The sequence below is a fragment of the Methanoculleus sediminis genome (genome assembly GCF_001017125.1).
GTDB lineage: Archaea > Halobacteriota > Methanomicrobia > Methanomicrobiales > Methanoculleaceae > Methanoculleus > Methanoculleus sediminis.
Map to the genome: position 1 here is coordinate 123,799 of NZ_JXOJ01000004.1, position 12,047 is coordinate 135,845.

Here is a 12,047-nt window from a genome sequence, read left to right on the forward strand (position 1 = left end):
GGAACATCTACGAACAACGGAAAACCGGTGAACCGCCGCGGGCAACCGCTGGCAATAAAAAAAAGTTTACTCGGGAAGGTTTTCCCAGCGGTCCTTGAACTTCTTCTCGACGCCCGGGAGGGTGGTGTACTCCATCTCCTCGAGCGAGAGGCGGTGCGGTTCGAACGGCCCGTGAGCCCGGAGCGCGCTGGAGAGCTCGCAGCACTGGTCGCGGACGCGGTTGAACGCCGGGTCGTCGAACATGTCTGCAGGGCCGATCAGCTTCCCGTTGCAGACCTGGAACCCGAGGCAGATGACCCGGGGCGGTCCGTCGAACTGGGTGCAGTTTGCGTCGCAGACGCCGACGGGCATGAACGGTCCGTGGTGCGAGCCCCGCATCCAGCCGGCCACAAGGATGGGCGTCCTGAAGGGGTCGATGACCTCGCCTACCGCCGGGAATCCGCTCTGTGCCCGAACAATCATGACCGGGTCGTCTTTACCGACGTACCGCCCGGCCATCAGGTTCAGCCGCTGGGTGCTGGTGGACGCCCCGATCGTGCCGTCCCTCTTCCAGACGTACTTGATGACGTAGCGGCTCGGCGCTCCGATATAGGCAAGGAGACTGTAGGACTCTTCTGGCGTGTTGAAGAGGATCTTGCGCTTCTCTATGACGTCGTGAACCTCGAAGGTGAATCCCTCGTGCAGCGACGGGTCGATGACGAGGCCGGACGTGCTGAAGGGGTCGGCGAACATCTTGTAGAGGAAGTAGTTCCACGCCCCCGGCTCGGTCTTGTCGGCCATGAAGATCAGGACCGGATCGGAGCCCCGCTCTTCGAACTCCATCTCGGCGACACCGGGTCCCATCCCCTTGACGTTGCCGCTGAACGCATCTCCGAGCAGGTCCTGGCCGGCGCCGTAGAGTTTCATCTCCTTGGCGAGTTCGGCGCCCTCCATGAAGATGTCCCACGCCAGCTTGTGGATCTCTTCGTTGTCCTCCCCTTTGGTGTGCGTCATGATCAGCTCGAGATCGTCGCCGCAGTGGGTGACGTACGAGTCGATGAGGATGCTTCCTTCCGCTTCCTTGAGTCTCCGGGCGGCCACCTCGAGGATCTTCGGGTGGGTTCGGGAGTGCCCCGGGAAACTGCCTATATCTGCTTTAATTACGGACACGGTGGTCTTAACCATATAATCACCACTACCTGGACGGGCGTAGCCCTTACGACTAGTAGATAGGTATTACTGTATATGTAGGTGTTGTTGCCTTGAAAAAAGGTTGGCTGCGGCAATCTGTCTCGGGGTCCGTCCTTCCCGGCGATCCTTCGCGGCGGATGCGCCCGAAGAGGATGCCGGCGCTATTATGTTGCTGTTTGCTCTTTATGTCGTTTCTCGCTGTTTTCCTGACAATCGGGCCATTGTAATGGACGGAATTTCTGAAAATTACGCAAGGCAGCCACGGTGGCGCTCGCGCGTCCTCCCGGGGAGGGTTTGACGGAACGGCGCCGTGAAATGGGGCGAAGCGAGATGAATACGGGTAGCGGAGGGCAACCTGCCGGCTCCTTCACGTGCGGATGCCGCTGTCGGCGAAAAGTATTGCGGCGCTGCCGGGGAGCCGGGCCGGCAGGCGCTCCGACGTATCAGTCGATCCTGATCGACTTGCCCCGCGAGAATTTGACTTCCAGGACGCCGTGCTTGTACCTCGACTGCATGGAGTCGGCGTCCACGGCCGGTATCTCCACCGAAGTCAGCTGATTGCCGCCGGCAATGATCGTCAGCGTCCCGTTGATGAGTGACAGGTGAATGTTCTCCTTCTCGGCGCCCGGGAGATCGATCGCCACCGTCACGTCGTCATCGGTCGTATACATCTCTGCTATCGGCTCGATGGTCCCCTCGGAGGAGGGTTCTTTCGGCTCTGCTACGGGAGCCGCTTCCGCTGCCGGGATCTCGGCCTTTCCGGCGTCGTGAAGGACGATCTTGAATCCGTAGGCAAACGGCCTGTTCTGATCTCCCTGCTCTTTGAGCCCCTGCTCCATGAGGCGTTTCATCAGTTCGTTGAGTTGCTCGAAGATGTCTGCTGGGCTGTCACTCATGTGCATCACGTTGTTTCTATCCCTGTTGGCGGGGGCCGGATGCCCCCGGAGGGAGCGCCTCACGGGCAGGGGGCGCTCCCGTCAGAACGCCATGCCCGTCTGGGGCAGCGGGCGTTCCATTTTGGCCTTCAACTCCTTTGTGAGACGCTTGATCTCGCCGAAGTCTTTCTTTCTCCGATAGACCGCATCTTTGAGGGCCTGCGTGAGATCCTTGACTTCCTGCTCGACCTTCCCGGTCTCCCGCATCCCGGCACGGTTGATTGTCGAGACGGCGTCTTCGAGTGCCGACCGCTGCTCCTGGTTGTAGAGGATCTGCCAGGAGTGGCGTTCGTTCTCCTCCAGCCGGTCGATATCGAGCGTGCCTCTCACGCGGGTGAGGGCGTCCTCGAAGTGGTTCTTCGTGATCCTCACGTTGCCGATCGCCTGACGCCGTTCCTCTTCGGTCTTCCCTCCCATTGCGGCGATGAACTCGCGCATGGCGGAAGTCTTTGCCTCGCGGACCAGCGCCTCGATGTCGGCGCCGACGTAGCCCTCGGTTCTGTCGACCAGTTCGTCGATGTCCACGTCGTTTGCAAGGATCTCCCTGTTCTTCAGGTACACTTCGAAGATCTTCTTCCTGCCTTCCCGGTCGGGCGGCGGGACGTAGATGATCCGGTCCAATCTGCCGGGACGAAGCAGCGCCTCGTCCAACATGTCCGGGCGGTTGGTAGCGCCGAGAACCACGACATTGTTGAGCTCTTCGAGGCCGTCGAGCTCTGTCAGGATCTGACTTACCACACTTTCAGTTACGTGCGATGATCCTATATAAGATCCGCGTTTAGGCATAAGTGCATCAATCTCGTCGAAAAAGATAATCGACGGTGCTGCTTGCCTCGCTTTCCGGAATACCTGCCGAACTCCACGTTCTGACTCTCCGACCCATTTTGACAGGAGTTCCGGGCCTTTTATGGAGATGAAATTGCTTTCACTCTCGTTTGCGACCGCCTTTGCAAGGAGTGTCTTGCCCGTTCCGGGGGGGCCGAATAGCAGGATGCCGCGGGGGGGTTCGGTGTCGAGCGACGCGAATATCTCCGGATATTTGAGCGGCCACTCAACGGCCTCCGCAAGTTCTCCCTTTACGTCTTCGAGCCCGCCGACGTCCTCCCATTTGACATCCGGGATCTCTACGAGCACCTCCCGCATCGCGCTCGGCTCGACGTGCTTGTGCGCTTCGACGAAGTCCTCGTTCGTGACGCGGAGCTGTTCGATGATCTCGGCGGGGATCTCCTCTTCGATCTTGATCTGCGGGATGATCCGGCGGAGCGCGTGCATCGCCGCCTCTTTTGCGAGCAGCGCGATGTCGGCGCCGACGAAGCCGTGTGTCGAACGGGCGTAATCCTCAAGGTTCACGTCCTCGGCGAGCGGCATGCCGCGCGTGTGGATGTGGAAGATCTGCTGTCTCCCCTTGGTGTCGGGGATGCCGATCTCGATCTCGCGGTCGAACCGGCCGCCGCGCCGCAGAGCAGGGTCGATCATGTCCGGGAGGTTCGTCGCGGCGATCACCACGACCTGGCCCCGGGTCTTCAACCCGTCCATCAGGGCGAGCAACTGCGCGACGATCCGGCGCTCGACCTCGCCTTTCACCTCTTCGCGCTTGGGCGCGATCGAATCGATCTCGTCGATGAAGATGATCGAGGGCGCGTTCTCCTGCGCCTCCTCAAAGACCTCCCGCAGGCGCTCCTCGGACTCACCGTAGTACTTGCTCATGATCTCGGGGCCCGAGAGCGTGACGAAGTGCGCGTCCACCTCGTTCGCCACCGCTTTTGCGATCAGGGTCTTTCCTGTTCCGGGCGGGCCGTAGAGCAGGACGCCCTTCGGGGGCTCGACGCCCAGGCGTTCGAAGAGCTCGGGGTGCCGGAGCGGGAGTTCGATCATCTCCCGGACGAGCTGCAGTTCGCGGTCGAGTCCGCCGATGTCCTCGTAGTGGACGTCGCCCGCCATCTCGCGCTTCCCTTCCTTGGGCTCATACGGGGTCTCCTTCAGCTCGATCTCGGTGCTGTCGGTGACGATGGCGATGCCCTTCGGCGCCACCTTTGCGACCGCGAACGTGAGCGGGTTGCCGAGGATGTTGACCCGGATGAGCTGCCCCTCGGTGACGGGCCGGCCGCGGAGGATCCTCCCCAGGTACTGCTCGCCGCCCACCAGCCGGATGGGCTGGGTCGGCTGGATGGTTACCTTCTTCGCGTATCCTGCCTCGGTCTTTCTGATCCGGACTTTGTCGTCGATCCCCGACCCGACGTTGCTCCGGGTATTGCCGTCGATGCGCAGGATCGCCTTGCCGGTGTCCTGGGGGAAGCCGGGCCAGACGAGCGTCGCCGCCTTGTGGCGCCCCTCGACTTCGACGACGTCGCCGCTGACGAGGCCGAGCGCCTTCATGGTGTCGATGCTCAGTCTGGCAATTCCCCGGCCGGCGTCTTCGTGAGCCGCCTCCTTGATGGTTACCTCAACGGATTCGGTGTTAGCCATATGAACAATCTCCTCCTGTAGGGTTTACCATAGGTAAGTGCAGTCTACTATTTATATTTTTCCCTAAACGCCCCTTCCGTTATACCGGATGATCTCCTTTTCCGTAATGACGTAATCCATCTTCACGTCGTTTTCATCGGCAGGAATGCGCTCTGCCTGCTGGCAGGAGAACGCAATGCCGATCTTCTTCGGGTTGGGGTATCGGTGGAGGAAGCGGTCGTAATACCCCGCGCCGTAGCCGAGCCGGTTCCCTTCGGCGTCGAAGGCGAGCATCGGTATGACGACGGCCTCGACGTCCCCGGGCCGGGCCGGGAGTTCGTGGCCGATCGGTTCAGGAACGTTAAACGTGCTCGGGACGAGGACCGAGGGGTCGGGGAGGTAGGAGAGGCGGAGGCTGCAGGTATCCCGCTCGATGATGGGCACGACGACCTGCACGCCCCGGCGGTTCAGGGCAGCGATCAGGCCCATGGTCTCGGCCTCCGGGGTTTTCGAGACGTAGATCATAACGGTCGTAAAGCCGTCGAGGAGGCCAAGAAGTTTTTCTTCGATGGTTGCACTGTACGCGGCGATCTCCTGGGGGGAGAGGAGTGCCCGGGCCTCCTTTGCCCGCAGGCGAAGGGTTGCCTTTGTCTGGCTCATTGTAAGAGAGTTTGGCTCAATCAGACCATAAAACATGCATGCCGAAAGGCAGGGGGGGCTTACTCCCCCGCCTCCCGGCCGTCCCCGCAGACCTCCCGGAACCGGCGGAGGGCGGATGCAAGGATACGGGTCTTTCCTATCATCGCGGCGATGAGGAGGGTGTCGAGGATCTCGTCGCGGGACGCGCCTTCCTTCAGGGCGGCCCCGATGTGGACCTTCAGGCAGCTGTCCGCCCCCGCACTTGCGGCGGCAGCGACGGCGACCAGCTCCGCGGTCTTCATGTCGAGGGAGTCGGGCCGGGAGATCCGGTAGTCGGCGAGGGTTGAGAGCGCGAAGGCCTCCGGGCGGTCGCGGAGGATGGGAAAGATGAACGGGACAACGCCGAGCATCTCCTCGACGTCTTCTACGATATCGTCGCCGAGGTCGTCGGCGTGGGCGAGAAAACTTTTGACAATCTGTTCGTTTTCAGGTTTCATGGACCTTCCTCGTATGGGAGTGTGGGCGAGAGCGAGGATAATGGTGCGGTTTTTTGGTGCGGCGAGGGTAGCGATTCGATGGATGGATGCATGGGATTGGTGTGCAACTGCCCGGTACGCTGGACCGTGGGGGTATCGCCCCTGGGGGAACGACGCTCCGTAGGAGCGGAGTTCGAGAAACCCGAAGGGTTTCGCTGTGGGGCTTGACGGGGAGTGCGACGGGCGAGACGGCCGGAGCATGAGCACCGGAGGTGCGTCGGGGGGAGAATCCCCCCTCCCCTGTCTCCAAACGGACATTACGCCTGTAACCCCCACCCCTCCCGGCCTTCGGCCTCCTCCCCCGCCCCCCTGGGGGCGGGGGCAGTCATGGCGATACCCCCACGGAAGCCGTTGACGGGGCTATACAACTGTTAGTAGAGTTTTACGGGGTAGAGGCCGGTGTATCTGGCTTGTTGGGGATATCTCGGGTCTGCTTCGCTTGCGGACATGAACACCCTCCGCTACCCGAAAAACCTAAAAAAGAGAACCAGGGGGAGCAACCCCGCTCCCCCGCCGTTCTCACTCAGAAGTTAAAATGCCTTCCAACAATCTTCAGCGCACAGTAGTCCCCGCACATCGTGCAGGCGTCGGCGTCCGCCGGCATCCGTTCGTCCCGGATCTTCCGGGCGCGTTCGGGGTTCATCGCGACCGCGAACTGCCGCTCCCAGTCGAGGTCGCGGCGGGCGTGGCCCATCTCGAGGTCGGCGTCGCGCTTTTTGAGCTTGATCATATCCCCGACGTGGGCGGCGATCCTCGAACTCATGACGCCCTCGTAGACCTCCTCGGGGGTGGGGAGCGCCAGGTGCTCGGCCGGCGTCACGTAGCAGATGAAGTCCGCGCCGTAGGAGGAGGAGAGCGCGGCACCGATGGCGGCCACCCGGTCGTCGTAGCCGGGCGCGATATCGGTGACGAGCGGGCCGAGCATGTAGAACGGTCTCCGGTTCGTGACGCGCTTTTGCAGGACGACGTTCGTCTCGATCTCGTCGATCGGGATGTGCCCCGGCCCCTCGATGATCGTCTGCACGCCTTGTGCATGCGCCTTGTCGGCAAGCTCCGCGTTGATGAGCAGTTCCTGGACCTGGGCACGGTCGGTCGCGTCGTGGACCGCGCCCGCCCGCATACCGTTGCCGAACGAGAGCGTGACCTCGTGCTCTTTCAAGATCTCGAGGAGGTAGTCGAACTCCGAATAAAGCGGGTTCTCCTTCTCGTTGTGGATCATCCATGCGGTCATGAACGCCCCGCCCCGGGAAACCAGCCCGCCGTGCCGCCCCTGGTTCTGGAGGCGCTTCATCGTCTCGTAGTTGATCCCGGTGTGAATCGCCATGAAGTTGGTGCCGGCCTTCGCCTGCTCCGCCGTGATCCGGAAGAGGTCGTCCTCCTCCATGTGGACGACCGCCCCGTGCTTCCGGGCGGCCTCGATGAACGCCTGGTAGAGCGGCACCGACCCGACCGAGAGCGTGGTCGCCCCGACGACCCGCCGCCGGATCTCCATGAAATCACCGCCGGTAGAGAGTTCCATCAGCGTGTCGGCACCGGCAAGTTCGGCCTGCCGGGCCTTCTCGATCTCCATATCGACATCGACGATATCCGACGACGTTCCGATACTCGCGTTGACCTTCGTGCGAAGCCCTTCGCCGATACCGCAGATCTTCACCTTCCGGTAGGGGGAGACCGGAATGACGATGTGACCGTCGGCCACGCCGCGCCGGACGAAATCCTCGGTGACCCCCTCCGCTGCCGCGACGATCCGCATCTCTTCGGTGACGACGCCGCGCCGGGCGTCTTCTATGAGACTCATTGCCCTATATTTGCAGAAAAGAGTTGATAAAGACTTGTTTTTGGGATCCAGGTTAAATCAGGCTTGATCTCTCAACAAGTAAACTTGACTTTACCTTATTCAGATCTTTTTTCATAGCCGGAAAGCCAAGGCTTACAAGAAATAACGGAGCACCTCTTTATCGCCTGGTGATCATTTGTACGTCAATTTCGGAGGTTTTGTCCCGATCAGCACCGTCGACTGGCGGGGAAGGGCTGCCTGCACCGTCTTTCTCCGGGGGTGCCCCGCGCGCTGCTTCTACTGCCACAACATCGCCATCCAGGACGGCGAGGACCTGCGCGACGCAGACGAGATCGTCGCGATGATCCGGGAATCCCGCACGGTTGCGGGCGCCGTGGTCTTCTCCGGCGGGGAGCCGACCCTGCAGGGGCCGGCACTCGCCCACCTCGCTGCCGCCGCCCGCAAAATGGGGTTCTCTGTGGGCCTGCACACGAACGGCATCTTCCCCCGGGTGATCGAGGACCTTCTTGCGAAGCACCTTGTCGACATGATCTCGCTCGATATCAAGACCACGTGGGAGCGCTACGACGACCTCCTGGAACTCACCGCCGCCGACGCGGTGAAGCGGTCGCTTGCTCTCTGCAAACGGGCGAAGGCCGACGGCAGCCTCGAGACCTGCCTGGCCGTGGTCACCCTCTTCCGGGGCCGCGAGGAAGACCTCCCGGCCATCGCACAGGATACCCGCGGACTCGACCTCGTGCTCCAGCAGGGCGTGGCCCCGGGCTTTGTGCCCCTGACCCGGCAGGAACTCGAGGCGGCAGCGGCGCCGCTCGGCCGCAGGGTCCATATACGGACCCGGGAGGACGGCGAGGTCGTCTACGGCCCAAAGGCCTGACCCTTTCCGGTGACGTTAAGCATAATATCGACGGGAACGCACGTTTATGCAGACATTTGCGGCGGCCGCCGCAACCTGCACCGCCGGGACCCTGCAGCCGGTCTCTTGCCGGCACGGCCCGCTGTTCTGAATATAGGAGGAACCGGATGAAGGTTATTGGAATCGTTGGTATGCCGGCAAGCGGGAAGGGAGAGGCGTCACGGATAGCCCGGGACCTCGGGATACCGGTCGTGGTCATGGGAGACGCGATACGGGAACGGGTGAAGGAAGCCGGGCTTCCCCCGACCGACGCGAACTTTGGCGCGGTCGCCGGGAAGTTGCGCGCGGACCTCGGCATGGACGCCATCGCCCGGATCACCGTCCCCCTCATCGAGGCGACGGGCTCCCCGGTGGCGCTCGTGGACGGCATCCGGGGCGACTACGAGGTAGCAGCGTTCAAGGAGCACTTCCCCGACTTCACGCTCATCGGGATCGTTTCATCGTTCGAGACACGATACCGGAGGCTCGCGAACCGGGGCAGGTCGGACGACTCCCTCACCCCCGACGAACTGCGGGCCCGCGACGAGCGGGAACTCGGGTGGGGGCTCGGCCGTGCCCTGGAACAGGCTGACTGCCGGGTCATGAACGAAGGATCGCTCGAAGAGTTCGCCGCAGAGGTTCGCACCCTGCTCTGCCGGCTGGGAGGTAGAGAAGAATGAGTCTTGTCCCGTATTTTTCAGCCTCGTCGAAGATCTGGGAGTCACGCGACTGGGTCTACGGGCTCGAAGAGATCGGGTATGCCGGATGGGAGATCGTCGCCGACGGGAAGTACCGTCTGGACAACCCCGAGAACTTCGCTGCCGTCCGGGAGAATCTCGAGAGCACCGGCCTTCTCGCGACCGTGCACGCGCCCTACAGCGACTTAAACCTCGCGTCCTTGAACTACCCGATCTGGCGCGAGTCGATCCGCCAGACCTGCTGCTGCATCCAGCACGCGGCCGAACTGACCGACCGGGTGACCGTTCACCCGGGTTTCGTCTCCCCGGTGGGCAAGCTCGTCCCCGAGAAGGTCTGGGAGATGCAGAAGACCGCGCTCGTCGAGATCGGGAAGTGCGCGGAGGATCACGGCGTCCTCGCGTGCGTCGAGAACATGATCAGCATCAAGGACTTCCTCTGCCGCTACCCCGAGGAGATCCTCGGACTCACCGAAGGGATCGCGGGGATCGGGATCACGCTGGACGTCGGGCACGCCAACACCAACGGCCTCGTGGATGCCTTCCTTGCACACGTCACCGAGGTCGATCACCTGCACATCCACGACAACCACGGGCAGTCGGACGAGCACCTGGCGCTCGGCGACGGAACCATTCCGTGGGAGAAGGTCGGGCGGGTCATCGCCCGCGACTACTCCGGCCCGGCCGTCATTGAAGGCCGGAACCTTGAGGAGGCGAAACGGAGCCTCGCAGCATTCAGGAAGTGGTTCGTATAGCCGGCGAGACTCTCCACGTCCACTTCCTCGGGACAGCAGGGGCGCTCCCCTCCCCGCAGAGGAACCCGTCCTGCATCCTGATCCGGCGGGGCTCCGATACCCTGCTCTTCGACTGCGGGGAGGGCGCCCAGCAGCAGATGATGCGCGCCCGGACCGGGTTTACCGTGAACGCCGTCTTCATCACCCACTGGCACGCCGATCACTTCCTCGGCGTCTTCGGGCTCGTCGAGACGCTCGCGTTCATGGGACGGACCGAGCCGCTCCCGATCTACGGCCCGTCCTGGGTCGGCGAATTCGTCGATCTCGTGCAGAAGATCAGCCGCCACACCCGGGGTTTCCCCGTCACCGCCCACGCACTCGAGCACGGTTCGGTCGTGCCCTTCAACGGCTACACCGTCCGGGCGTTCGCGACGCTCCACGGCATCCCCGGGCTCGGCTACGTGCTGGAGGAGGACGAGCGGCCGGGCAGGTTCAACCGCGAGCGGGCGATCGAACTCGGCGTCCCGCCGGGCCCGCTCTTCGGGCGGCTGCAGCGCGGGGAGGAGGTCCGTGTCGTCCGCGACGGCGTCGAGACCGCCGTCCGGCCCGCCGACGTGATGGGAGAGCCGCGCCCGGGCAGGAAGATCGCCTATACCGGCGACACCCGCCCGCTCCAGGACCAGCCAGGGATAGCGGCGATGATCCGGGATGCCGATCTCCTGATCCACGACGCCACCTTCGACGATCAGGAGTGCGATCGCGCCCGCGACGTCCTGCACTCGACCGCCGGGGAGGCGGGGGAGGCCGCAACGGCGCTGGGCGCCCGTATGCTCGCCCTGATGCACATAAGCTCCCGTTATGCAAGCACAGCAAACCATATACGCGATGCAAAGCGACAGTATGAGAGAGACGTGATTCTGCCGGCCGATCTGGCCGTGCTGGAGATTCCGTACAGGAGTTGATCGAGATGGACGGTGATTGTGATGGAGCAGGGCCTATCCAGCCGGAGCCGCCTGATACTTACCGGTCTCGGCGCCCTGCTCGCCAGTGCCGTCATCTCGAGCGTTGCGGGGATCTATCTCGGTTCGGTACGTGAAGTCCTCGCGCTGATCCCCGGCCTGTTAGTGCTCCTGCCGTCGATCATCCACATCCGGGGGAGCATAGCCGGTGTCTTCGCCTCCCGCCTCTCTTCGGCGATGCACCTCGGGGAGTTCTCCATCGACTTCGAGGAAGGAAGCGTTCTCGGCGACAACATCCGCGCTTCGTTCGTGATAACCATTCTTATCGCGCTCGTCATCGGTATCTTCTCCTACGCGGCGAGCCGCATCTTCGGCAGTCCCGTGATAGGCATCACCGATCTCGTGCTGATCTCGGTCGTCACCGGCATCATCGCGGGGGCCGTGGTGACGGCGATCACCCTGCTCATCGCCCTTGCAAGCTACCGCTACGGTCTCGACCTCGACATGATCGGCGCACCGACCGTCACGACCTCGGGAGACATCATCACGCTTCCGATCCTCGTGCTCTCGGCGACGTTCGTCATGCTCCTCTCTCCTGCGATGCGCCTGATCCTCGGGGCCATCACGGTCGCGGTCGCGGTCGCCGCCGTCATCTACACCCGGGACCGGCCGGAGGGAATCGGGCCGATCGTCCGGGAGAATCTCTTTCTGCTCATCCCGCTCAGCGTCCTCGGCACGCTGGCGGGCCTGACCTACTCCCTCAACCTCGACGCACTGGTGACGATCGCAGTCTTCCTCATTCTGATACCGCCGTTCACGGGCTGCCTCGGGTCGATCGGCGGTATTCTCGGGTCGCGCCTCTCGACGGGGATGCACACCGGCGAGCTCAACCCTTCGTTCCTCCCCGGGCGCGGCGTCGTGCATCATTTTATTATTTCCTATCTCTATACGTTGATACTGCTTCCACTGCTGGCGCTCATCGCGCATGGTGCGGCGGTGCTCATGGGGCTGAACAGCCCGGGTCTCGGGATGCTGGCCATTATCAGCCTTGCGGCGGGTCTGGTCGTCATGACACTGGTGAACGGCGTGGCATACGTCACCGCGAGCCTTTCATTCCGGTACGGTCTCGATCCCGACAACTTCGGAATCCCCGTCATCACAAGCCTGATCGACCTGATCGGTGCAGCCGCGCTCGTGACGGCGATAGGCCTGCTGTTGTAGTGAAAGAATGGAGAACGACGGTT

At 62.8% G+C, this 12,047-nt stretch carries 11 protein-coding genes; 5 read left to right on the forward strand and 6 right to left on the reverse strand.

Annotated features, from left to right (window positions below; all coding sequences use genetic code 11):
• Positions 1 to 66 precede the first annotated feature (66 nt).
• From fbp to thiC, 6 genes are all read right to left on the reverse strand, one after another.
• A complete protein-coding gene (fbp, locus tag SZ63_RS09135; RefSeq protein WP_048184466.1) occupies positions 67 to 1,164 on the reverse strand; it encodes a fructose-1,6-bisphosphate aldolase/phosphatase in 1,098 nt (365 codons plus the stop codon).
• Positions 1,165 to 1,613: 449 nt separating this feature from the next.
• Positions 1,614 to 2,066: an Hsp20/alpha crystallin family protein gene (locus SZ63_RS09140; RefSeq protein WP_048184699.1), complete on the reverse strand. Its 453-nt coding sequence runs from the start codon at positions 2,064 to 2,066 to the stop codon at positions 1,614 to 1,616.
• An 81-nt stretch (positions 2,067 to 2,147) separates the two neighbouring features.
• Positions 2,148 to 4,571 carry a CDC48 family AAA ATPase gene (locus tag SZ63_RS09145; RefSeq protein ID WP_048184468.1) on the reverse strand — a complete coding sequence of 808 codons (2,424 nt, stop codon included), beginning with the start codon at positions 4,569 to 4,571 and terminating at the stop codon, positions 2,148 to 2,150.
• 63 nt (positions 4,572 to 4,634) lie between these two features.
• The gene (locus tag SZ63_RS09150) at positions 4,635 to 5,210 is read right to left on the reverse strand and encodes a 5-formyltetrahydrofolate cyclo-ligase (RefSeq protein ID WP_048184470.1); all 576 of its coding nucleotides are present in this window, start codon (positions 5,208 to 5,210) and stop codon (positions 4,635 to 4,637) included.
• Between the two features lie 59 nt (positions 5,211 to 5,269).
• Complete coding sequence (locus tag SZ63_RS09155; protein ID WP_048184472.1) at positions 5,270 to 5,686, reverse strand: carboxymuconolactone decarboxylase family protein; 417 nt, start codon at positions 5,684 to 5,686, stop codon at positions 5,270 to 5,272.
• Positions 5,687 to 6,248: 562 nt separating this feature from the next.
• A complete protein-coding gene (gene thiC / locus SZ63_RS09160) occupies positions 6,249 to 7,523 on the reverse strand; it encodes a phosphomethylpyrimidine synthase ThiC (protein WP_048184474.1) in 1,275 nt (424 codons plus the stop codon).
• A gap of 175 nt (positions 7,524 to 7,698) precedes the next feature.
• On the opposite strand from thiC, the gene SZ63_RS09165 reads away from it, so the two are divergent.
• The 5 genes from SZ63_RS09165 to SZ63_RS09185 all read left to right on the forward strand — a co-directional run bounded on the left by SZ63_RS09165 (position 7,699) and on the right by SZ63_RS09185 (position 12,024).
• Positions 7,699 to 8,397 carry an anaerobic ribonucleoside-triphosphate reductase activating protein gene (locus tag SZ63_RS09165; RefSeq protein WP_048184477.1) on the forward strand — a complete coding sequence of 233 codons (699 nt, stop codon included), beginning with the start codon at positions 7,699 to 7,701 and terminating at the stop codon, positions 8,395 to 8,397.
• Positions 8,398 to 8,543: 146 nt separating this feature from the next.
• Positions 8,544 to 9,095 (forward strand): dephospho-CoA kinase, encoded by a 552-nt coding sequence (locus SZ63_RS09170; RefSeq protein WP_048184479.1) that lies wholly within the window; start codon positions 8,544 to 8,546, stop codon positions 9,093 to 9,095.
• Positions 9,092 to 9,865 carry a sugar phosphate isomerase/epimerase family protein gene (locus SZ63_RS09175; RefSeq protein WP_048184480.1) on the forward strand — a complete coding sequence of 258 codons (774 nt, stop codon included), beginning with the start codon at positions 9,092 to 9,094 and terminating at the stop codon, positions 9,863 to 9,865. Before SZ63_RS09170 ends, SZ63_RS09175 begins: the two co-directional genes overlap by 4 nt.
• Entirely contained in the window at positions 9,853 to 10,806 is a 954-nt protein-coding gene (rnz, locus tag SZ63_RS09180) for a ribonuclease Z (RefSeq protein ID WP_082122731.1), read from the forward strand. Before SZ63_RS09175 ends, rnz begins: the two co-directional genes overlap by 13 nt.
• 21 nt (positions 10,807 to 10,827) lie before the next feature.
• Positions 10,828 to 12,024, forward strand: coding sequence for a magnesium transporter (locus tag SZ63_RS09185; protein WP_048184482.1), 1,197 nt, complete (start codon positions 10,828 to 10,830; stop codon positions 12,022 to 12,024).
• Positions 12,025 to 12,047: the final 23 nt, after the last annotated feature.

Coding starts and splice junctions, on each gene's coding strand:
- fbp (WP_048184466.1), bottom strand. CDS start 1,164: ATGGTTAAGACCACCGTGTCCGTAATTAAAGCAGATATAGGCAGTTTC.
- SZ63_RS09175 (WP_048184480.1), top strand. CDS start 9,092: ATGAGTCTTGTCCCGTATTTTTCAGCCTCGTCGAAGATCTGGGAGTCA.
- thiC (WP_048184474.1), bottom strand. CDS start 7,523: ATGAGTCTCATAGAAGACGCCCGGCGCGGCGTCGTCACCGAAGAGATG.
- SZ63_RS09140 (WP_048184699.1), bottom strand. CDS start 2,066: ATGAGTGACAGCCCAGCAGACATCTTCGAGCAACTCAACGAACTGATG.
- SZ63_RS09155 (WP_048184472.1), bottom strand. CDS start 5,686: ATGAAACCTGAAAACGAACAGATTGTCAAAAGTTTTCTCGCCCACGCC.
- SZ63_RS09170 (WP_048184479.1), top strand. CDS start 8,544: ATGAAGGTTATTGGAATCGTTGGTATGCCGGCAAGCGGGAAGGGAGAG.
- SZ63_RS09150 (WP_048184470.1), bottom strand. CDS start 5,210: ATGAGCCAGACAAAGGCAACCCTTCGCCTGCGGGCAAAGGAGGCCCGG.
- SZ63_RS09145 (WP_048184468.1), bottom strand. CDS start 4,571: ATGGCTAACACCGAATCCGTTGAGGTAACCATCAAGGAGGCGGCTCAC.
- SZ63_RS09185 (WP_048184482.1), top strand. CDS start 10,828: ATGGAGCAGGGCCTATCCAGCCGGAGCCGCCTGATACTTACCGGTCTC.